The 23,165-nt window shown below is 37.7% G+C and carries 18 protein-coding genes and 1 pseudogene; 11 read left to right on the top strand and 8 right to left on the bottom strand.

The window, feature by feature from the left end; translation table 11 throughout:
• The first annotated feature begins 50 nt into the window (after positions 1 to 50).
• The 10 genes from ABN099_RS00525 (at position 51) to ABN099_RS00480 (ending at position 9,354) form a co-directional block, all read left to right on the top strand.
• Positions 51 to 1,067 carry a LacI family DNA-binding transcriptional regulator gene (locus tag ABN099_RS00525; RefSeq protein WP_349461724.1) on the top strand — a complete coding sequence of 339 codons (1,017 nt, stop codon included), beginning with the start codon at positions 51 to 53 and terminating at the stop codon, positions 1,065 to 1,067.
• Between the two features lie 107 nt (positions 1,068 to 1,174).
• The gene (locus tag ABN099_RS00520) at positions 1,175 to 1,888 is read left to right on the top strand and encodes an AzlC family ABC transporter permease (RefSeq protein ID WP_349461723.1); all 714 of its coding nucleotides are present in this window, start codon (positions 1,175 to 1,177) and stop codon (positions 1,886 to 1,888) included.
• Positions 1,885 to 2,199: an AzlD domain-containing protein gene (locus ABN099_RS00515; protein ID WP_349461722.1), complete on the top strand. Its 315-nt coding sequence runs from the start codon at positions 1,885 to 1,887 to the stop codon at positions 2,197 to 2,199. The genes ABN099_RS00520 and ABN099_RS00515 overlap by 4 nt, the downstream gene beginning before the upstream one ends.
• Before the next feature lie 312 nt (positions 2,200 to 2,511).
• Positions 2,512 to 3,756 carry a PfkB family carbohydrate kinase gene (locus tag ABN099_RS00510; protein ID WP_349461720.1) on the top strand — a complete coding sequence of 415 codons (1,245 nt, stop codon included), beginning with the start codon at positions 2,512 to 2,514 and terminating at the stop codon, positions 3,754 to 3,756.
• Positions 3,756 to 4,700 (top strand): tripartite tricarboxylate transporter substrate binding protein, encoded by a 945-nt coding sequence (locus tag ABN099_RS00505; protein WP_349461719.1) that lies wholly within the window; start codon positions 3,756 to 3,758, stop codon positions 4,698 to 4,700. Before ABN099_RS00510 ends, ABN099_RS00505 begins: the two co-directional genes overlap by 1 nt.
• Positions 4,701 to 4,737: 37 nt before the next feature.
• Positions 4,738 to 5,169: a tripartite tricarboxylate transporter TctB family protein gene (locus tag ABN099_RS00500; protein WP_349461718.1), complete on the top strand. Its 432-nt coding sequence runs from the start codon at positions 4,738 to 4,740 to the stop codon at positions 5,167 to 5,169.
• 15 nt (positions 5,170 to 5,184) lie between these two features.
• Complete coding sequence (locus ABN099_RS00495) at positions 5,185 to 6,675, top strand: tripartite tricarboxylate transporter permease (RefSeq protein ID WP_349461717.1); 1,491 nt, start codon at positions 5,185 to 5,187, stop codon at positions 6,673 to 6,675.
• A 144-nt stretch (positions 6,676 to 6,819) separates the two neighbouring features.
• Positions 6,820 to 7,815 carry a dihydroxyacetone kinase subunit DhaK gene (locus tag ABN099_RS00490; protein ID WP_349461716.1) on the top strand — a complete coding sequence of 332 codons (996 nt, stop codon included), beginning with the start codon at positions 6,820 to 6,822 and terminating at the stop codon, positions 7,813 to 7,815.
• Between the two features lie 2 nt (positions 7,816 to 7,817).
• The gene (locus ABN099_RS00485; protein WP_349461715.1) at positions 7,818 to 8,423 is read left to right on the top strand and encodes a dihydroxyacetone kinase subunit L; all 606 of its coding nucleotides are present in this window, start codon (positions 7,818 to 7,820) and stop codon (positions 8,421 to 8,423) included.
• 19 nt (positions 8,424 to 8,442) lie between these two features.
• A complete protein-coding gene (locus ABN099_RS00480; protein WP_349461713.1) occupies positions 8,443 to 9,354 on the top strand; it encodes a dihydrodipicolinate synthase family protein in 912 nt (303 codons plus the stop codon).
• A gap of 122 nt (positions 9,355 to 9,476) precedes the next feature.
• Here the strand turns inward: ABN099_RS00480 and ABN099_RS00475 are convergent, their stop codons facing one another.
• The 3 genes from ABN099_RS00475 to ABN099_RS00465 all read right to left on the bottom strand — a co-directional run bounded on the left by ABN099_RS00475 (position 9,477) and on the right by ABN099_RS00465 (position 12,456).
• A complete protein-coding gene (locus ABN099_RS00475) occupies positions 9,477 to 10,445 on the bottom strand; it encodes a threo-3-hydroxy-L-aspartate ammonia-lyase (protein ID WP_349461712.1) in 969 nt (322 codons plus the stop codon).
• Complete coding sequence (locus tag ABN099_RS00470; protein ID WP_349461711.1) at positions 10,438 to 10,839, bottom strand: RidA family protein; 402 nt, start codon at positions 10,837 to 10,839, stop codon at positions 10,438 to 10,440. The genes ABN099_RS00475 and ABN099_RS00470 overlap by 8 nt, the downstream gene beginning before the upstream one ends.
• A 201-nt stretch (positions 10,840 to 11,040) precedes the next feature.
• A complete protein-coding gene (locus ABN099_RS00465; protein ID WP_349461710.1) occupies positions 11,041 to 12,456 on the bottom strand; it encodes an MFS transporter in 1,416 nt (471 codons plus the stop codon).
• Positions 12,457 to 12,549: 93 nt separating this feature from the next.
• On the opposite strand from ABN099_RS00465, the gene ABN099_RS00460 reads away from it, so the two are divergent.
• Positions 12,550 to 13,200: a helix-turn-helix transcriptional regulator gene (locus tag ABN099_RS00460; RefSeq protein ID WP_349461709.1), complete on the top strand. Its 651-nt coding sequence runs from the start codon at positions 12,550 to 12,552 to the stop codon at positions 13,198 to 13,200.
• 71 nt (positions 13,201 to 13,271) lie between these two features.
• Here ABN099_RS00460 and glgP read toward each other — a convergent pair whose 3' ends face one another.
• The 5 genes and pseudogenes from glgP to glgB form a co-directional block, all read right to left on the bottom strand.
• The gene (glgP, locus tag ABN099_RS00455) at positions 13,272 to 15,725 is read right to left on the bottom strand and encodes a glycogen/starch/alpha-glucan family phosphorylase (RefSeq protein WP_349461708.1); all 2,454 of its coding nucleotides are present in this window, start codon (positions 15,723 to 15,725) and stop codon (positions 13,272 to 13,274) included.
• Positions 15,726 to 15,767: 42 nt separating this feature from the next.
• Complete coding sequence (glgA, locus tag ABN099_RS00450) at positions 15,768 to 17,201, bottom strand: glycogen synthase GlgA (protein WP_349461707.1); 1,434 nt, start codon at positions 17,199 to 17,201, stop codon at positions 15,768 to 15,770.
• An 80-nt stretch (positions 17,202 to 17,281) separates the two neighbouring features.
• Positions 17,282 to 18,568: pseudogene (glgC, locus tag ABN099_RS00445) on the bottom strand (glucose-1-phosphate adenylyltransferase); the annotation flags it as partial.
• Positions 18,569 to 18,589: 21 nt separating this feature from the next.
• Positions 18,590 to 20,659: a glycogen debranching protein GlgX gene (gene glgX, locus ABN099_RS00440; RefSeq protein ID WP_349461705.1), complete on the bottom strand. Its 2,070-nt coding sequence runs from the start codon at positions 20,657 to 20,659 to the stop codon at positions 18,590 to 18,592.
• A gap of 1 nt (position 20,660) precedes the next feature.
• Positions 20,661 to 22,844, bottom strand: coding sequence for a 1,4-alpha-glucan branching protein GlgB (gene glgB / locus ABN099_RS00435; protein WP_349461704.1), 2,184 nt, complete (start codon positions 22,842 to 22,844; stop codon positions 20,661 to 20,663).
• Positions 22,845 to 23,165: the final 321 nt, after the last annotated feature.

The raw sequence follows: 23,165 nt of genomic DNA, 5'->3' as shown, positions 1-23,165 counted from the left end.
CTGTTAAATGATTAAATGCATCAATTCATGGATGTTGAGTACAAAATAAAGTGAAAAAACAAAAACGGATCACTATTACAGATATTGCCAAACTTGCAGGCGTTTCTAAAACAACGGCAAGTTTGGTGCTTAATGGGCGAGGTAAAGAGATGAGGGTGGCAGATGAAACCATCCAACGCATCACATCTATTGCTCGGCAATATCAATACCAACCAAATATTCACGCTCGCTCTTTACGTGATAATCGTAGTTATGCGTTAGGTTTAGTTATTCCTGATATCACCAACTATGGGTTTGCCTCAGTTGCTTATGAATTAGAGGTATTATGCCGAGAAGCAGGTATTCAATTACTGATATCTTGTACTGATGAAAATGCGGCGCAAGAGACATTAGCAATAGAGCATCTTCTTTCACGACAAATTGATGGGCTTATTGTTGCCTCTTGTTTGCAATCAGATTTTGAATATCAACGTTTAAGCCAGCAGATCCCCGTTGTATTATTTGACCGCTATTTTGAGGGTACAACACTGCCTTTTGTTGCCACAGATGCCACAACCGCCACACAACAGCTTATTGCTGATATAACATCTATTGAACAACCCAATTCATTAAATGAATTCTATTTTTTAGGTGGACAATCAACACTTTCACCAACAAAAGATCGCCTATTGGGCTTTACACAAGGTCTAACACAAGCCGGTATTACGCCAAAAGCAGAGTGGATCATTCACGGTCACTATCACCCAAGTTCGGGATATGAAATGTTTGGTTCCCTTTGTGCCACATTAGGACGCCCGCCTAAGTTTGTATTTACCTCAGCATGTGGCTTGTTAGATGGCGTATTACGTTACTTAAGCCAAAATAAAATCTTACAAAGCTCTGTATATCTTGCGGGATTTGATGATCACTACCTTTATGATTCATTATCTGTACCAATAGATACTATTGCACAAAATAACCCTCTATTAGCATCACACTGTTTTCGACTGATTATGGCGTTGATCAATCATAATGATCTTGAAACACATCAGATTTTTATTCCGGCTGAAATTCGCAAACGACATTAATACATCTATTTAAACAAAAGACACAAAAAAGCAACATTATATAATCGCATTTATCTCAACTTTCTGATAATCATTATCTATGGGATTATGAAAGTGAATATGGGTATATGGAACAGATAGAAAGTGAGATAAAAAATAACAGTGCTAATCGCGATTTTTGGTTAGGTACATTACATGCTTTGCCTTTATGCTTTGCGGTTATACCTTGGGGAATTTTAGCAGGATCAATGGCTGTCGATGCGGGTTTAACCTTTGCACAAAGCGTTGGCATGTCTGCCATTATATTTGCAGGAGCAGCACAATTAGTCACGCTAGGCTTAGTTGTTTCTGGTGCAGGTATGCTAACCATCGTTGTTTCCGTTTTTTTTATTACAGCACAATACCTTTTATATGGTTTAACGCTACGTCCTCATGTTGCCCATTTAAAATGGTATCAACGTATTACTATTGGTTTTTTATTGACCGATGAACTATTTGCGGTTTCCATGCAACAAAAAACAAAATTAACACCTGCTTATATGATAGGTGTAGGGCTCTGTTTTTATATGGTTTGGGTTGGTGTCAGTATAATAGGCATTATTATGGCAAGCCAAGTCTCTGATTTATCAAGTTATCATCTTGATTTTTCTATCGTTGCAACGCTACTAGCAATAGTTATTCCGCTTATTAAAAGTTTTAGCACATTGGTTGGCGTTATTGTCTCGTTTTGTTTATCCATTACTTTTAGTTGGCTAAATATTGAAGGTGGGGTGGTTATTGCTGGATTAATGGGAATGTTTATTGCGGTTTGTGTTGCAAGAGTAAGGGGAGAACATCAATGACATGGTCGTTATTGTTAGTTTTAGCGCTGATCATTTTCCTTTTACGCTATTTCTTTCTTGAGCCAGCAGTGCCTGTAAAACTACCACCAGTTATCAGACAAGCATTAGGTTATTCCGCACCCTGTTTATTAACCGCTATTTGTGCGCCTATAGTGTTGTTAGAAAAAGGACAATTTAAGGGAACATGGGATAACCCTTATCTTTGGGGAACACTATTGTGCATCGTCTTAGCACTGAAAATACGTAATACTTTACTGGTGGTTTTACTTACTTTAGCCGGATTTTATCTATTAAATAGCTTGCTAAACTAAGATAGCCAAGTAGGTATTTAACGTAATATTCACATTCATAAATAATTTCTACATTTATTATAAACAGTGTGCCTTCTTAAATCAGTCGTTATCGACGACTGATTTCTCTCTCTTTAATGATACTCTCTTCTTTATAAGACTCGTTTCACCTCTCATTTATCACGTATACCAATTGATGTTGTGTTAAAAAAATGTGATCTAAATTGCTTTGATTTGGTTTTGCTTCCGCTTTTGGTTTTTTGTTTTGAGTACCATCGCAGAATCGTAGACTCAATCCACATATTCTCGATATCACTGACCCGGAGGCACTTTATGTTTTCAGAAGAGAGACGACAGGAAATCTATAGCATCATTAGGGAACAGAAAAAAGTTAAAGTGGCTCAGCTAGCGGAAAAATTCAATGTGACATTAGAAACTATCCGCAGTGATTTGAAATACCTTGAAGGAGAAGGGTTGATCAAACGTTGTCATGGTGGCGCCATACTAGGGAAACAAGAAATAAAAAAAATAAGTAAATTCAGTGATAGTTTTGATATTTCATGTTTATTGCATGACTTATTAATTACTCGAGATAGTCAAGATAAAAAGCCTGAAGGAAAGGTTTGCATATTAGGATCATTTGTCGTCGATATTATCGCCAATGTTGAATCTTTTCCTAGAGTTGGTGAATTAGTTAACTCAAAAAGTAATTCAATAGGACCCGGTGGAAAAGGCACTAATCAAGCGATCGCAGCCAGTTTTTCTGACGCTAAAGTACATTTAATCACCAAAGTAGGCGAAGACCATTTCAGCAAATATGCTTATAAATATTTACAAGAAAGTGGCATTGATTCTTTTACTATTTTTCAAACTGAAACCGAACCAACAGGCAGTTCAATCAGCTATTTAGCAGATAAAACTCACAATAATATTACTGCCACTTATTTAGGCGCTAATAACACATTTACTGATCAAGAGGTCGATATTTCTCTTCCTTATGTCAGTGAAGCCGATGTGTTATTACTTCAAGGTGAAATTAATATTAATGCTAATAGCAAAGCGGCAATATTTGCAAAGTCAGTTAATAAAATTGTCATACTTAATGTTGCCCCTTATAACGAAAGTTTAAAACAACTTTATCCTTATTTAGATTTTATTACGCTAAATGCTTACCAAGCATCTAATTGGGCTGACATTGAAATAAGTGATATTAACGATGCCAAACAAGCAATTGAAATTATTGCTGGCAGCGATAATAAGAAAATTATTATCTATATGGATGAGCTTGGTGTTGTCTATTTTGATGGACGCGCAACTTTCCATATTCCACCCATGCCGTCACTACGCGTTGATACAATGGCGGCAACAGATGCATTTAACGGGGCATTTGCTTCAAAAATAGCAGCAGGAGGCACCATGCATGAAAGTGTCTTATTTGCCAGTGCCTTCTTATCTGCGTTTATAGAACAAAAAGGCGTAACAGCAATGCCTTCACTTTCACAAGTTCAGGCTCGCCTTAAATCAAGAATTGAAGATATTCGACCACAAATAATCTGCAATGAGAAAAGGTGCATATAATGAAAAAAACACTTCTGGCATTTACCCTATGCAGTTCCATTTTTACTGTTCCAGCGTTCGCACAATGGCCTGAAAAACCGATTACTATTATTGTACCTTGGGCTGCTGGCGGTAATACCGACACTGTCGCCCGATTAGCCGCTAAAGGGTTACAAGAAGAATTAGGTGTAACCGTCAATGTTGTTAATAAAACTGGTGGTAGTGGCGTCGTTGGTCATGATGCGATTAAAAATGCCAAACCTGATGGTTATACCTTGGGAATAGCGACGGTTGAAATTACGATGATGCATCATCAGGGCATGACCAATTTAACCTATCAAGATTACACACCGATTACTCGTCTTGCGGTTATTTATGGTGGACTACAAATAGGAAAATCATTACCCTTTAAAAATGCGCAAGAAATTATTGATTATGCAAAAGAGAATCCAGGAAAACTAAAAGCATCTGGTAGTGGATTAAATTCAATTTGGCATCTTAATAATATTGGTATGTTACGCGCTGCTGGATTACCCGATAATGCAATTCGTTTTATTCCATCACAAGGTGCAAGTGCAGCATTACAAGAATTGGCTTCCGGTGGCGTTGATATTGTAACGTCTTCATTAGGTGAAGCAGATAGTATGGTAAAAGCAGGGCTAGTAAAACATATGGCAATTATGTCAAATGAAAAATCTGAATTTTACCCTGATGTTCCCTTATTTAAACAAGCGACTTCTTATAATTGGGATTTGCAAGCATGGAATATGTTAGTTGCACCTAAAGACCTAGATAAAGAAGCACAAGATAAATTAACCGCAGCGATGAAGAAAGTCTATGCTTCAGGTGAATTAGCCGAGTTTGCCAATAAGCAAGGTTTTGAAGTCATTGAATTATACGGTGATGATGCGACTCAATTTATGGCCAATGAAGATAAAAAGTTTGGCGAAATTATAAAGAAATAACAGAGGGAACGGCTGATAAACAGCCGTTTTTATACCTATGCTAAATCGTCATATATTATCTCTTATATTCTGTTTCTTTGGGTTGTTTCTTATTGTTTATAGTGCTTATTCATTAGGTGATTTTAGTGAATATGGTGCGGCTTTTATGCCTTCCATTATTGGTGGAGGTATAATTATATTCTCACTAATAGATATATTTTCACGTAAACAAGAAACAGACACACCTTTAGTAACATGGCATGAAATAAAATTTGTCTTATTAATTATCGGTGTCATTCTTTTTTATGTATTGGCTGCCGATTATTTAGGTTTTATTTTAACCGGGTTAATTATTACCGCACCATTAATGATGAAATATGCAAAATTAAAATATATATATAGTTTTATTATTTCAGCCAGTGTGGTGTTAGGTGTCTATTATCTATTTACCGCTGTACTGTTAGTACCGCTACCTCAGCTATTTTCATAACTAGAGAAAAACAGTATGGATATACTTATTAGCGCACTTGCTTATATTGATTACACAACAATCCTTGTAGTTATTGGTGCTTGTTTATTTGGTCTGTTTGTTGGTGCCATTCCGGGTTTAACATCAACAATGGCTATTGCATTAATGGTGCCTTTTACCTTTTTTCTCGATCCCATTCCCGCATTAGCATTAATGATTTCTGTTGGCGCATCTTCAATATTTGCAGGCGATATTCCTGGTGCTCTATTAAATATTCCCGGAACACCTGCATCTGCAGCTTATACCAATGACGCACATGCTTTAGTTAAAGAAGGTAAAACAAATCGTGTATTAGGTATGTCATTAACCAGCTCTGTTATTGGCGGTATTATTGGCACGATTATTCTCGCTTCTACGGCACCCATACTTGCAGAATTTGCATTAAAATTTAGCTCTTATGAGTATATGTGGCTCTCTTTAATTGGCTTAAGTTGTGCCACTATTGTTTCTGGTTCTCACATTAGAAAAAGCTTATTAGCGCTATTTTTTGGTATTGCATTAGCTACCATTGGATACGATGAATTTACCGGGCAAGCCCGTTTTACTTTCGGTGAAGTATCATTAATGCAAGGTGTGAGCTTTATTCCTGCAATGATAGGGCTATTTGCAATATCTGGCGCAATTAAATATTACGTTGAACGTTGGAAAGAGAAACAAATTAACCTTACTGAAACCGAGTCTGAAAATCACTCTTATAATATTTTTAAAGGTGTTGGAACGGTTGTTCGTCAACGTAAAAGCGGTATTTTCCGCAGTGGGATTATTGGTACATTAATTGGTGCATTACCAGGAGCGGGTGCTGATATTGCAGCATGGATATCTTATGCTGTTTCAAAGAAGTTATCTAAAAACCCAGAAAAATATGGTAAAGGTTCTGAAGAAGGAATTGTTGATGCATCCGCCAGTAATAATGCGAGCTTAGCAGGAAGTTGGATCCCATCTTTAGTTTTTGGTATCCCAGGAGATTCCGCAGCTGCAATTATTATTGGGGTGTTGTATATGAAAGATATGCAACCAGGACCAACACTATTCTTATTTAATCCAGATAAATTATACGCCGTATTTATTATCTTCTTTATTGCTAATTTAATCTTATTACCAATAGCCTTTATTGTTGTTAATTTACTAAAGAAAATCGTTGCTATCGATAATGCTATTATTTATCCCGCTATTATTTTGTTTAGTATTGTTGGTTCTTACGCTATTACCAATACCATGTCATCGGTTGTTGTTATGTTAGCTATGGGTGTTATTGGCTATTTTCTCCAAGAGCGTAAATTCCCGATATCACCCATTATTTTAGGGATGATATTAGGACCAATGCTAGAAAAAAACTTACTTTCATCATTAATGAAATCTGATGGCGATTTAATTAACTTTGTTAATAGACCTATTTCAATGGTGCTTGCAAGTGTATTTCTATTTATTGTTATTATGCAAATTAGAGGTGCTTTTAAAGCTAAATAAGTAACTCTACTTTTTTAGGCGAAATCAATTAAAGATGTTTTATCCAACATCAGGGAATACTTATCTTAAATAAAGGCAGTCAGTTTATTTAAAGATAAGGTAAATCAATAAATAAATAAATAAATAAAAATATCGGGTGAACATATGAAAAAGATATTAAATAAACCAGAAAATTATGTTGATGAGACTTTAGCTGGTTTATGCCGTGCTCATAGCCATATTTATCGTCAGACACAACCTCGTTTAATTGCTCGTTCAGCCGTTTCTAATAAAAAGAAAGTAGGAATTGTTACTGGTGGAGGTTCAGGACATCTACCTGTATTTACCGGATATGTAGGTGAGGGCTTATTAGATGCCGCTGCAGTTGGTGATGTATTTGCATCACCTTCAGCTGATTTAATGTCTGATGCTATTCGGGAAGCTGATAATGGGTTAGGTGTACTACTACTTTATGGTAACTATGGCGGTGATGTCATGAATTTCGGCATGGCAGCTGAAATGGTTGACTTTGAAGATAATATCCGTTGCACCACCGTTTTAGCTGCCGACGATATTGCTTCTGCAAAACCAGAAGAAGCGGATAAACGTCGTGGTGTTGCAGGGATGATTTATGGTTTCAAAATGGCAGGTGCAAAAGCAGAAGAAGGGGCAACGCTTGACGAAGTGACTCGAATTGCACAAAAAACCATGGACAATACCCGAACTATTGGGTGCGCTTTAACATCTTGTACTTTACCAGCCGTCGGTCATCCTACTTTTGATATTGGTGAAGATGAGATGGAAATGGGCATGGGTATCCATGGTGAACCTGGAATATGGCGAGATAAATTACGTAGTGCGGACGATATTGCCCAAGAAATGTTTGAACGTTTGCAAACAGAATTATCATTAAAATCAGGTGATAAAGTATCAGTATTAGTGAACTCATTAGGTGCTACACCATTAGAAGAACTTTATATTTTATATAACAAAGTAGCACAGTTTATCAATCAGTTAGGGGTGATAATTGTTCATCCATTAGTAGGACGCTATGCCACCTCAATGGAGATGGCGGGGGCAAGTTTAACGCTATGTAAACTTGATAATGAACTTGAAATATTGATGAATGCACCCGCCAATTGTGCATTTTGGAGAGTGTAGCGATGGGGATCACTCTTGAACATTTAAAGTTTGCAGTGCAACGCATAGCAACAGCCTGTGAACAATCACAAAATCTACTTTGTGAAGCAGACAGTAAGCTCGGTGATGGTGATTTAGGCATCACGATGCAAAAAGGATGGCGTCAAATTGCGGATGATGCACAAAGCTGGCCCAATGATTTAAGCCAAGCTTTTTTTCAATGCAGTAAATCGCTACAAAAAGCCTGTGCTTCTTCTTTTGGTACCTTACAAGCAACCGCTTTTATGGCAATGGCAAAATATTGCAAAGAAAAAAAACTTCAGCAAATTATGCCTTCTGATATTTCTCCACTATTAACCACAGCTTACCAAAGTATGATGGCGCGAGGTAAAGGGGAGTTAGGACAAAAATCAGTATTAGATATTATCTACTGTTTATCTCAAGCGCTTATTCCTACGTTATCTCTCTCTGAATTAAAACCTACAGCGTTAAAAAGTATTGATAATACGCTTAATGAATTTCGTCAAAAGCCTAATTTATTAGGGCGCGCTCGTATGTTTCCAGAGAAATCTATTGGCTTAGATGATCCTGGTATGTTGGCAATTAAAGTTATTGTTGAAGCAATCTGATTTAATAAAAGGTCTTTTCATGAAAAAATTATTTGGCGTTACAGTGGCAATGGTTACTCCATTTGATGGTAATGACAATGTTGATACTCAAGCTTTATCAGCATTAACCGAAATGTTGGTGACTAAAAAGGTTGATTGTCTTTATCCATGTGGCACAACAGGAGAAATGTTACGCCTATCAGCACAAGAGCGTAAAACAGTAGCTAAAACCGTGGTAGAAACCGCTAATCAACGTTTACCTGTATTTATCCATGTAGGTGCAATGACATTAAATGAAACGCTTGAATTAGCTAAACATGCCGTAGAAATTGGCGCTGATGGGATTGGCGTTGTAACACCTCAATTTTTTGGTGCAACAGATAGAGAACTTGAAAACTATTTTGTTACTGTAGCAAATAGTGTTCCTGATGATTTTCCGGTTTATCTTTATAATATTCCGCAATGTGCAGCAAATAATATTAAGCCTGAATTAGCGGCAAAAGTGCAACAACAGTGTAAAAACGTCATTGGAATTAAGTACAGTTTTGCTGATAACAATACAACATTAAACTATCTTGCCGTGGCAGACGATTTTTCTGTATTACATGGTTATGATAAATTATTCCTAGGATTGTTAGATGCAGGCTGCGATGGAACCGTTTCGGGTTGTGCTTGCGTATTCCCAGAGCCTTTTGTCAATATGTATAAAGCGTATATTGCCGGTCATTATCAAGAAGCAAAACGCTGGCAAACGTTCTGTGTGAAATTTAGTGATGCTTTAAAATCAGGCGCAAATATGGCTATTTTTAAATCAGCATTAACGCAACGAGGTTTAACTGGTGGGCATATGCGCTTACCTCAGTTGGATTTATTACCAGAAGAGAATCAAGCATTAAAAGTTAGCTTAACTGCATTATGTAAAGAAGCAGGAATTACTTTTTCACTAAATTAAATAACAAAAAAGTAGGGTTATAAATATAGGTTATTGTTAGTGGGTTTTATAAGATCAATTTAAGCAGCATAGCTAATTCACTATGCTGCTTTTTTTGCAAAAAATCTTAATCATATTAAAGCTTATTGTGCCAAAAATTGCCCATATTGCGCTAAATCGACATTACCACCACTAATAATAATGCCAACTCGTTTTCCTTTTAGTTTATCACCGAGCTGGCGAGCAGCGGCTAAACTCAAGCATCCTGTTGGTTCTACAACCATTTTCATACGTTGAGCATAGAACTGCATAGTTGATACTAACGCTTCATCTGTCGCTGTTAAAATATCATCAACATTTCGGCGAATAATATCAAAGGTATAATTTCCTAAATGCTGTGTTTGAGCACCATCTGCAATCGTTTTTGGTGTATCAATATAAACAATTTCACCTTTACGAAATGATTGTTGTCCATCGTTACCCGCTAAAGGTTCGGCACCAAAAATTTGGCAAGAAGGCGAAAGGGCTTTTGCTGACAGTGAAGAGCCTGAAAGTAATCCGCCACCACCAAGTGGAACAAATAACATATCTAACTCGCCAACTTCTTCAATAAGCTCTTTAGTAACAGTGCCTTGTCCAGCAATAATATGAGGATGATCATACGGCGGAATTAAGGTTAACTTCTCTTTTTCTGCCAGTAAACGACCCATTTCTTCGCGATCTTCTGTATAGCGGTTATAAGTAACAACGCGTCCGCCATAACCTTTTGTTGCCTCCATTTTCGCTTTAGGGGCATCTTCTGGCATGATAATTGTTGCTGGAATACCTAACAGCTTTGCTGATAATGCAATCGCTTGTGCATGATTACCTGAAGAGAAAGTCACTACACCATTTTTACGTTGCTCTGGCGTAAATTGCGATAAAGCATTTATCGCTCCACGAAATTTAAAAGCCCCCATACGCTGAAAGTTCTCGCATTTAAAATAGAACTGCGCACCCGTCATTTCATTTATTGTACGAGAAGTAAAAACAGGAGTTTTATTAATAAAAGGCAATATACGCTGATGCGCTGCGACTATATCGTCAAATTCAGGAATAGATAATTTACTCATACACAGACTCCTTGATAACTATTGCTTCAATTTCTATTTTGCTATCAAAATGTAGTTCTTTAACGCCAGCAACAAGACGAGCGGGTTTGTGTGAACCTATCCATTGCGCATATAACGTATTTACTATTGGCCACTCATTAATATCAGTGACATAAACTTTGATTTGAGCAATATCTGTTTTTTGTGCATTAATTCCGACAAGACATGCATTAAGGTTTTCTAATACTTGAGAAATTTGTCGTTCTACATTTTCGTGTGCTAATGGTTTACCGTTTTTATCTATCGGGAGTAGACCAGAAATAAATGACATATTATTAGCAGTAACCACATGAGAATAGTGACCACCAGGAGGAGAAAGTGCCTCAATATTTTGTTGTATCAAGTGTGATGTCATGGCTATATCCTATTTCACTTAAGATAGACAAAGCATACATCCATTTATACATAATGTCTAATATTAGATCAATAGTTTATTTTTGATTATATAAATAATTTAGCTACAAATAATAAAAAAGAGTTAAATATAAAAAAGAGGTATTCGAAACACCTACAATTTATTGATAAACAAGCAAATAAATATTATATAGTTAATATATTAATAAGAGCGGCGAGTTACTTTCCATGCGGTGTAAATCGCAACGAGTGGTGCCAATGCAAGGAATAAAAATAGTGCTGATGCCGATGAAGAAAGTCCTTCAGGTGTGCCACTATTAAAACCATTTAAATTAACAATCATTCCTGCAAACGCCGAACCTAAAGCAGTAGCAAAGAGTTGTACTGTGGTAATCGAAGCACCGGCGATATCTTTATCTTCTTCAGCTGCCGCTTGTAATATACGAGTCAGTAAATGAGGCCAACCAAAACCGATACCATAGCCAACAAAAAACAGACCAAATAAGATAATTGATAGCGTAATAGCATTATCTGTTTGTAACATCGGATTAGGAATTGCCCATGCCAATACCAATAAACCGGCGAAGACAATAATAGGTCCACTAAAAATACTAAAACGCATTTTAGCACCTTGCCAGCTTGCACTAATCACTTCAGCAACAGTCCAACCTAGCGCCATTAATGCACTCATATAGCCAGATGCTAATGGTGTTTGACCATGTAAACTTTGCAGATAATAAGGAACAAAAACCTCACATGTCATACCAATAGCAAGTAACGAGATGGTGATATATAGCAATGCATGTAATGAAAGTCCGTTAAACGTGTTAGAAGGCAATAAACGAACGGGTAAACGCTTTTCACAAAAAATAAGAGTGGCGATTAAAATAAAAACAGCTGCAATACTCAGTAAGTTTATAGTAAGCGAAGACGAAAGACTTCCTGATGAAATAAGTAATACGGCAATAGTTAAAATAATTAATTGGCGATAAGGCAATTTTGTTCCTGTGTTTTTTTGTGATGCGTCTTTAGTTTTAGGTAGAATAAACCATAAATAAACACCATAAAAAACCATAACAGGCAACATGATACCAAAAGCATAACGCCAAGCATCTAATTGCGCAAAAACACCGCCAACCGCAGGACCAACAAGTGTTGCAACTCCCCACATTCCTGAAATAAGTGCCATTGCTCTAGGCCAAAGTGCTTGGTCATAAACAATATTTACCATGGCATAAGAAAGCGCAAATAAAATACCGCCACCAAGTCCTTGAATAAATCGACCTATTAACATTGTTTCCATAATAGGGGCAACAGCACATAACAAACTACCAATAAAAAAGAGTAGAGTTGCGATTAAATAAGCGCCTCTAGCGCCTAATGAGCTTAGTAAGCGAGCAGATAGAACCGAACCGATAATAGATGCTGCAACAAAAAGCGTGGTATTCCATGCATATAAACTGATACCACCAATATCATTAACCACCGAAGGTAAGATAGTTGTTGCCATTAAAATATTAACGGCATGAATTACCACCCCAAAAGAGAGCGCAAACGTGATGGCTCCATTTCGTCCAGAAAAAAGATCGCGCCACTGGCTGTTATTATTAGGGATCATTCGAAAAATATCCTTCTTATCATTGCTATTCCGACATAGCTTAGTTAAATTAACAAGGTAAATCTTGGATTAATAAATACTGAGCCAGCTAATATGTCAAGAAAAAACTTGGAAAATAATTATCCTGCACAACGCACAGTTGGAGATAAAATATTATTTCTGATTAAAAAACATGGGCCTATGCAAGCTAATGATGTCGGTCTGCGACTTGGTACTAGTAGCGAAGCAGCAAGACAACAATTTGTAAAATTAGCTAATTTAGGTTTTGTTGAAGCGATTACAGAGCCAAGAGGTGTTGGGCGACCTGTTCAATATTGGCATTTAACTGAATTGGGACAAAAACAGTTTCCTGATACCCACGCGGAATTAACGGCACAAATTTTACTAACCGTTCGCGAAGAGCTAGGTGAAGCGGCAATAGAAAAAGTCATTCTCGCCAGAAAAAAACAGAGCTACGAACGTTATATGCAGGCAATAAAAGATGCAGATGAACTGACTGATCGGCTTGATATTCTAGCGAATATTCGTAGCCAAGAGGGCTATATGGCACATTGGGAACAAGTCAAAGACAACGAATTTCTTTTTATAGAAGATCACTGTCCTATTTGTGCAGCGGCAAAAGTGTGTCAGGGATTTTGTCAGACAGAAAAAGCGCTTTTCACTGAAACACTTGGTGTTGAATTTGAACGAGTTGAATATATTCTTGAGGGCGCAAGACGCTGTGCTTATCGCATTGTTATTTAACTTTCCTTCTAAATCAGCACAAAGAAAAACCGCGCCAAAGCGCGGTTCTATAGCTAATTATCGACTTAAATTTATTTAAGTGAGATAGCTGTCGCTTTCCATATTCTTTGCATATATTCCGTTACTGCACGGTCAGCGGAGAAGTAACCCATTTGGCAAATATTAAGTGCTGATTTTCTTAACCAAGCATCTTCATCATGATAAAGCTCATCAACTTTATCTTGTGTATCCACATAACTACGATAATCGGCTAATACTTGATAATGGTCGCCAAACTCAATCAAGCTATCAAATATTGATTTATACTTATCTGGATCATTGGCATTAAAGAAACCGTTAGCAATTTGATTAAGCACCGTATGCAACTCAACATCTTCATCGTAATAACGACGAGGAGAGTAACGTTGTCTTAATTCTGCAACTTCTTGGGCGTTATTACCGAAAATAAACATATTATCAAAACCAACATGCTCACCAATTTCGATATTTGCACCATCAAGTGTACCGATAGTCAGTGCACCATTAAGCGCAAATTTCATATTACCCGTACCTGAAGCTTCAGTACCGGCTAAGGATATTTGTTCAGATAAATCAGCAGCAGGAATAATTTGTTGCGCTAAGCTAACACCATAATTAGGAATAAAAATAACTTTCAATTTATCGTTAATACGCGAATCGTTATTAATAACGGTAGCAATATCGTTGATAAGATTAATGATTTTTTTCGCATTATAGTAAGCGGATGCCGCTTTACCACCAAAAATAAACACACGAGGTACCCAGTTTTTTTCTGGATTTTGCAAAATTCGGTTATAACGAGTAATAATGCCGAACACATTGAGTAACTGACGTTTATATTCATGGATACGCTTAATTTGTACATCAAATAGCGCATCAGGGTTAATAGTAATCCCCATATCTTGCTGAATAATTTTTGCCAATTTCTGCTTATTGGTTCGTTTAGCATCTTTGAGTTGATGCAAAAATTTGGTCTCTTTTACTTTTGGCATTAACTCACCCAATTGTTCCAAATTGGTTCGCCAACCTTCACCAATATGACCATCAATCACGCTAGAAAGCGGTGGATTGGCTAATGCTAACCAGCGGCGAGGCGTTATTCCATTAGTAATATTGCAGAATTTCTTAGGATATATCATCGCGAAATCAGCAAAGAGAGACTGCACCATCAATTGACTATGTAACTCAGAGACGCCATTAACTTGATGACTGATAATCACCGCTAACCATGCCATACGAACATTACGGCCATTCTCTTCATCAATAATAGAAACACGGCGTAATAAGTCGTTATCATCTGGATATTGAGCTTTAACTTGTTTTAAGAACTTGTCATTAAGTTGAAAGATAATTTGCAAATGGCGAGGGAGTGCACGACTAATCATTTCAACGGGCCACGTTTCAAGTGCTTCACCCATTAATGTATGGTTAGTGTATGAGAATATATGAATAGTTTGTTCCCATGCATCATCCCAATTCATTCCGTGGTTATCAATTAATTGACGCATTAATTCAGGGATAGCTAAAACAGGGTGAGTATCATTAAGATGAATTGCGATTGAGTCTTTTAAATTATCAAAGCGATTATGCAGATGATAATGGCGTTGTAGAATATCCTGTACCGATGCACTGACTAAAAAATATTCTTGCTGTAAACGTAGCATTTTACCGGATAAGGTAGAATCATCAGGATAAAGAATACGTGAGATATTTTCAGAACGATCTTTTGCTTGCGTAGCTTCCAGATATTCCCCTTTATTAAACTTACCCAAATTAAAAGCATTATTCGCTTTTGCTGACCATAAACGAATGGTATCAGTCGCTTGAGTATTATATCCAGGAACAATGGAATCATAAGGTTGAGCAACGATATTAATGGTATCAACCCAAAGGCTTTTATCATTCTCTTGTTGTAAACGACCACCAAAATTGATTTGGAATTGCGCTTCATGACGAGGGAACTCCCAAGGATTACCATTTTCAAGCCAGTTATCCGCAATTTCATGTTGTTCGCCATCAACTATCTGTTGGCGGAACATACCGTATTCATAACGAATACCATATCCCATAACCGGATAACCTAACGTGGCACAAGAATCGAGAAAACATGCAGCAAGACGACCTAAACCACCGTTGCCTAAACCCGGATCGGGTTCAAGATCAATTTGTGATTCCAGATCAAGCCCTAACTCTTTTAGTGCCTCTTTTACTTCTTGGTAAACCCCTAAAGAGAGCATGGCGTTGGTTAAAAAACGCCCCATTAGAAATTCCATTGAAATATAATAGACTTGCTTAATCTTCGGTGAAATTTCTGCTTTAGTTGATTTTAACCAGCGCTCAACTAAGCGGTCTCTAATGGCATAAGAGGTGGCATTTAACCAATCAGATTCTGTTGCATATTCAGGAAATGTTCCCACAATAAACATAAGCTTATAAACAATAGATCGTTTAAGTGATGCAATGTCTTTATCTGGTGATGAATAATCGAATTCACATAAATTTTTCATTATTAGTCTCTTTACTACTCTCTGTTCAAATAGACATCTTGTCTATAACCGCTGATACAGTGCTGCATAGGTATTTGCAGCTGTTTCCCAATTAAATATAGTTTGGCTCATCGCATCGTGCTGCACTTGCTCCCACTGCTTTGGCATTGCCCATAAAGTGAAAGCTCGATTAATGGCACAGCGTAAATCATCAGGTGTGGCTTCATAAAAAACAAAACCTGTGGCTTGGTGTTTTGCAAGATTCTCTAATGAGCAATCATTAACGGTATCGGCTAAACCACCCGTGTGTCTAACTAGCGGTAAAGCACCATATTTCAACCCATATAACTGAGTTAATCCGCAAGGTTCAAAGCGACTTGGCACCATAATGACATCAGCAGCAGCAACAATTTGATGAGAAAAACTTTCGTCATAACCGATATGAATGGCAACATGCTGTGGATATTGTTGTTGAGCACGTAAAAATGCAGCTTCAAGGTCACTATCACCTGTACCTAGCAATACAAACTGACCACCTTGATCAACAATATCAGCAAGGGCGTCTAGAATTAAATCAAGCCCTTTTTGTGCCGTTAAACGGCTAATAACAACAAACAGCGGCACACTGTTATCGACAGGTAAACCACATTTTTTCTGAAGAGCTGATTTATTTTTGTTACGCTTATCAAGTGATTTCACATCATAACGTTGAGAGATCAATTTATCGCTGGCAGGATCCCAAATCACTTCATCGACACCATTTAAAATACCGCTAAGGCGCTGTTCATCATTACGTTGCTTTAGTAAGCCCTCTAAACCGTAACCAAATTCATGTGTGGTTATCTCTTTGGCGTAAGTCGGGCTAACTGTTGTGATGTGATTGGCATAAAATAGACCCGCTTTTAAAAATGAAATTTGCCCGTAATATTCCAATCCATTAATAGAAAAACTGTAATCTGGCAGCTCAAGTTGATGAAGATGATAGGGCGAGAATTCGCCTTTATAAGCAAGATTATGAACGGTAAATACCGATTTTGCGGTGTAATGTTTTACGGCTAAATATGCACAAGCTAATCCTGCATGCCAATCGTGAGCATGAACAATATCAGCTTGCCATAGAGGATCTAATCCCGCAGATAGTTCACTGGCAACCCAGCCTAAGAGGGCAAAACGAAAAACGTTATCATTATAGGCATGCTGATACTGGTCATGATAAGGGCTACCTGCACGCTGATAAAGATGAGGTGCGTCGATAAGATAAAGATCAACGCCTTGATATTGCCCATAAAGAAGCGAAATATTACCTGCAAAAGTATTAATATTAGTGACTAACTTTAGGTCAGAAATATTATCTTTAATCGCTGGAAACGCGGGTATTACAACCCGCGCATCTAGACCTATCTTTTTTTGAGCTAAAGGAAGAGAGCCCATAACATCAGCCAATCCTCCTGTTTTTAGCAGTGGAAATAATTCAGAGCAACAGTGGAGAACATTCACGAAAATGCCTCCTCATTTTGAGGTCTTGGCGCTTTCTCTATTTCTATATCAGAAGATATCTCTTGATTGGATGCCTCTAGCTCTTTTTGTGCGAGTTGTTCAAGCATTTCTCTCGTAACAAGCACAATACCTTCTTCAGTACGATGAAAACGAGCCGCATCATCTTCTGCATTCATGCCAATCACAGTACCTTCAGGAATAGTACAACTACGCTCAACAATACAACGCTTTAAGTAGCAGTGATGACTAATGGTTACATCGGGTAAAATCACTGAATCTTCAATATGACAGAAGGATTCAATACGTACTAATGGGAACAAAATAGAGGAATAGAGCGTTGAGCCATTGATAATACAGCCATCAGCAATCAATGAGTTCATCATTTGACCATGTTCACCATGATTATCTTGCACAAATTTTGCGGGTGGTAATGGCGTCATAAAGGTACGAATTGGCCAATCTTTGGCATACATATCTAGTTCTGGTGTTACAGAGGCTAAATCTAAGTTTGCTGACCAATACGCTTCTATGGTTCCTACATCGCGCCAATAAGGCGGTACTGATGGATCTGAACTGACACAAGAAAGTTCAAAAGGGTGAGCTAATACATCACCGCGAGCCGTAATTTTAGGAATAATATCTTGACCAAAATCATGGTGAGAATTAGGATCACGGCTATCTTCTTCTAATAAATCAAATAGATAATCTCTATCTACCACATAAATCCCCATACTTGCTAATGAGTGTTCAGGATCATCAGGAATACAAGGCGGATTTGATGGCTTTTCTAAAAAGTTAAGCACTTTACGATTTTCATCAATATCCATAATACCAAATTGGAAAGCATCCTCTTTAGGTACACGAATACAAGCAACGGTAAATTTTGATTTATTTTCGACGTGATCAAGTAATAAACGTGCGTAGTTCATTTTATAAATATGATCACCCGCTAAAATCACAACATATTTAGCTCTATAACTGCGAAGAATATCGAGATTTTGATAAATCGCATCCGCGGTTCCCATATACCAATGCTCCGTATTTCTACGTTGTTGCGCAGGTAATAAGTCCACGAATTCATTCATATCTTCATTAAAAAATGACCAACCACGTTGTATATGTTGAACTAATGAGTGTGATTGATATTGTGTAATTACACCAATACGACGGATCCCAGAGTTGAGGCAGTTTGATAGCGTAAAATCGATAATTCGGAACTTCCCACCAAAAAAGACTGCCGGTTTTGCACGTTTCGCCGTTAACGCTTTTAAGCGTGTACCACGCCCCCCGGCTAAAACGAGTGCAATTGCATCTTTAGGAAGTTGTTGTGCCAACATTAATTTTTGGCCTTGTTCTGTTGTCATCATAGTTATAGCACTCCAATCAAATTACTTAATCTGGGAGGAAATCGTTGGTAATTTCTCAGCAGAAGACTGAGGATAAAAAACGCTACTTCGCCAGAGCGTGATACTGCTAGGTTGTATTTCACATTGTTGTTTTTGTGTTGGATAACACTGCGGCCAACTTGCGGTATCTAACAAGCAAGACCACTGACCTTGAGGTAAAGAAAAAATGGCACTGTTTCTCAATGGATTAATCATTAAGATCCACTGTTGAGCTAAAACAATCTGTAATGGAGAAGGCGGGAGCTGTTGCCAATCTTCATGGCTAATAGGTTCACCTTGTTGATTTAGCCAAATAACGTTCTGGCTATCGACTTCCCACCACTCTAGAGACTGTAATGGGATAATTTGACGACGTAATTCAATAAGATGACGAATATAGTCAGTTAAATCATAAGGAGGTTGAAACCATTTAATCCAACTGACCTTATTATCTTGGCAATAAGCATTGTTATTACCATATTGTGTATTACCTAATTCATCGCCAGCTAATAAATGAGGTGTACCTCTAGACAAAAGTAGTGTGGCAAATAAGTTTCTTATTGCATGTAATCTGAGTTGATTAATTTTGTCGCTAACAATCAAACCTTCTTCACCAAAGTTCACGCTGTAATTGGTGTTATGTCCATCTAGGTTTGATTCACCATTTTCTTCATTATGCTTATTTTGATAGCTAACCAAATCTCGTAATGTAAAACCGTCATGGCTAGTAAGCATATTAATGCTGGAGTAAGGTGGTCTGCCATTTTTATGATATAGCTTTGCTGAGCCAGTAAGATTATCGGCAAAAGCAGCAATAGAGACATCTCGCCATAGCCAAAAACGACGAATAATATCGCGATAAGTATCATTCCATTCGGTAAACGGAACGGGGAAATTACCCACCTGATAACCATCTGAACCTAAATCCCATGGCTCGGCGATAAGCTTAACGCGAGAAAGCAGAGGATCTTGACGTATCGCCGTCAATAAGGGTGAATGTGTATCAAAATAAGGTACTCTGCCTAGGCTGGTTGCTAAATCAAATCGAAAACCATCAACATGATATTCTGTTACCCAGTAACGCAGACAATCCATTACCCACTGTACAGTTTCAGGTCGACTTAAATTTAGGGTATTACCACACCCAGTCCAGTTCTGAGCTTTATTCTCATCATTTAACCAATAATAAGCCTGATTATCGATACCACGTTGTGAAACAATATAGCCTTCAGATTGATCACTTAATTCTGCGGTATGGTTAAATACCATATCTAAAATAACTTCAACATTCGCTTTATGTAGGCATCTTATGGCTTCTTTAAATTCGTCCATAATATTGCGACCTGTATTTGAATAATATTGTGTCGCTAAAGCAAAGGGGGCTAATACGTTATAACCCCAATAATTTTTTAATCCGATTTTATTAAGATGAGGCTCAGTTAAATGGTATTGAACGGGTAATAACTCCAACGCAGTGATGCCTAATTTTTGTAAATGAGATATAAATGCAGGATGTCCTAATGCCGCATAAGTACCTGCAATTTCATCAGGAATATCAGGGTGAAGCTTAGTCAGTCCTTTAACATTACCTTCATAAATAATGGTTTCTGACCAAGGTGTATTTAAGCGTTGATAAGTCCCTTTCTCTTTATAAGAGTGACAAAAACAGCCACTATCATCAGTGATAACACTTTTAGGTGTAATTGCGCTGTCATCATGTTCTAAGGCATTAAAAACAGGGGAAATAAATGGCAATGTATTATCAACAATACCCGTCACTTGTTTCGCATAAGGATCTAACAATAACTGTTGTGGTTGATAAAACAGCCCATGTTCAGGATCCCATTGACCCTCTACACGATAACCATAATGCAAACCAGGTCCTGCACCCGGTAAGTAACCATGCCAAATATGACCTGTTTTACCCGGTAATGGATAGCGGATCTCTTTGCCTGCTTTATCAAACAGACAAAGTATGACTTTAGTGGCATTTTCACTAAATAACGTGAAATTAACGCCATATCCATCATAATGACTTCCCATAGGAAAAGGGCGACCATAATCCAAAGACATATTAATCCTTTAATTTTAAATAAAGCGTGGCAAGTGGCGGTAATGTCAGTGCCAATGCATTGGGTTTGCCATTAAATACATCTGCCGTTGTCTCTATTACGCCTAAATTTCCAACATTGCTTCCATGGTAAAATTCAGAGTCGCTGTTTAGGATTTCCTGATAAGCACCCGCGTGATTAACACCAACAACATAGTTGTGGTGAACGACGGGGGTAAAGTTGCAGATAACAATCACTTCATTACCTTGAGCATCACGACGACAAAACGCAAAAACCGAGTTATCGTGATCATCAACCGTTAGCCATTCAAAGCCGTCGCGTTCAAAATCACATTCATAAAGTGGCGCATTAGTTTGGTAGCAGCTATTAAGATCACGCACTAAATGCTGCACACCTTGATGAGGACTATTAGGTGTTTCTAGAAGATGCCAATCTAAGCTACTGTCATGGTTCCATTCACGCCATTGCGCAAATTCACATCCCATAAACAGCAGTTTTTTACCGGGATATGCCCACATAAAAGCAAGATAAGCGCGTAAATTGGCAAATTTTTGCCAATCATCACCTACCATTCGCCCTATTAATGAGCCTTTTCCATGAACAAATTCATCGTGAGAAAGAGGAAGAACAAAGTTTTCGTTATAGGCATAGAGCATGCCAAAAGTCATTTGATTATGGTGGAATTTCCGATAGATAGGGTCGAGCTGCATATAAGATAAAGTGTCATGCATCCATCCCATATTCCACTTGTAATTAAACCCTAAACCACCGTCGTCAGGAGGCAGCGTTACCCCAGGAAAGTCGGTAGACTCTTCCGCTATTGTCATTGTGCCAGAGCAAGCTGTACCTAATAATTTATTGGTGTGGCGAATAAAATCAATCGCTTCTAAATTTTCACGACCACCATGTTTATTTGGGATCCATTCACCTTCTTTACGGCTATAGTCGCGATAAAGCATTGAAGCAACAGCATCAAAGCGGAAACCATCTATTGCAAAATGTTCATGCCAGTAAAGTAAATTACCAGAGAGATAATTAAGTACCTCATTACGACCATAATTATAAATTAAGGTGTTCCAATCAGGGTGAAAACCTTCTCGTCTATCAGCATATTCATACAGTGCGGTGCCATCAAAACAGCGTAGACCGTAGTCATCTTCAGGGAAATGACCCGGAACCCAATCTAAAATAACGCTAATACCTGCTTGATGAGCCGCTTCAATAAAATCACGAAAATCCATTGGTGAACCAAAGCGACGAGTCGGTGAATAGAGTCCTAATGGTTGATATCCCCAAGAGCCATCAAAAGGGTGTTCATTAATCGGTAATAACTCGATATGTGTAAAGCCCATCTCTTTAACATAGGGAACTAATTGCTCTGCAAGCTCACGATAACTTAACCAACTTTGATCATCGGCATGTCTGCGCCAAGAACCTAAATGCACCTCATAAATAGAGATTGGCGCATTACGTTGATTTGCTTGTTGACGAGATAACGCCATAGGTTTAATTGGCGGTAAGGTATTAATAACAGAGGCAGTTTCAGGACGAACTTGCGTCTCAAAGGCATAAGGGTCAGCTTTTAGATGACGCTGCCCATCGGCATCTAAAATGGCATATTTATAGCGTTCACCAAGCTGGGCTTGAGGGAGAAAAAGCTCCCAAATACCACTTTCACGGCGTAAACGCATTGGAAACCGGCGTTCATCCCAGAATGAAAAATCGCCCACAACACTGACACTTTGCGCGTTGGGTGCCCATACAGCAAAAGAGATGCCGCTAATATCACCTAATGTTACAGGGTGTGCACCTAAACATTGATAAGGGCGAGAATGGTGTCCTTGTGCTAAAAACCAAATATCCATTTCTTGAAGTAAAACACCAAAGCGGTAAGGATCTTCAATCACGCTCTGATTATTTTCCCAAGTAACATCTAAACAGTAAGTAAAACTGCGTTTGCGTCGAGGAATAACACCTGAATAAAAACCAGCAGGGTGTTTTTGTTCTAATGTGGCAACGTTACGACCACTTTTTTTATCGATAACAGTTACAGCGATTGCGTCTGGTAAAAATGCACGTACCTCTAATCCAGTTGAAGTTTCATGCATACCAAGGAGTGCAAAAGGGTCAGACTCGTATCCATTAATCAGTTTTTCTATTGCTTTTTTCGTCACAGCTACAGACATCTTATCGTCCTTAGTTGCCAGCAAAATAAATTAGTAAATTTTATCAGTGCATACCAGCATAGAACGTGCATTTAAGTTAAACAATAAGTGTTTATAACTGATTATATTAATTATGAATAATAACGGTACGTAAAAAACGTATCATTATATTTTAATTGATTGAATTTAAAGGATTTACTCGGTGTCGCTAGATGATAATTGCGAATAATTAAAAGAGCACAATTAGCTTTTTAAAATATGCAGATATAGCACGTTAACATTAGTTAATTTTAATATAACGGTTAATAAAAGACTTTAAACAATGTATTTAATAACACTAAT

The organism is Proteus hauseri (assembly GCF_040139125.1).
In the GTDB taxonomy this organism is placed as follows: Bacteria; Pseudomonadota; Gammaproteobacteria; order Enterobacterales; family Enterobacteriaceae; genus Proteus; species Proteus hauseri_B.
This window is presented reverse-complemented; position numbering and strand designations above follow the sequence as displayed.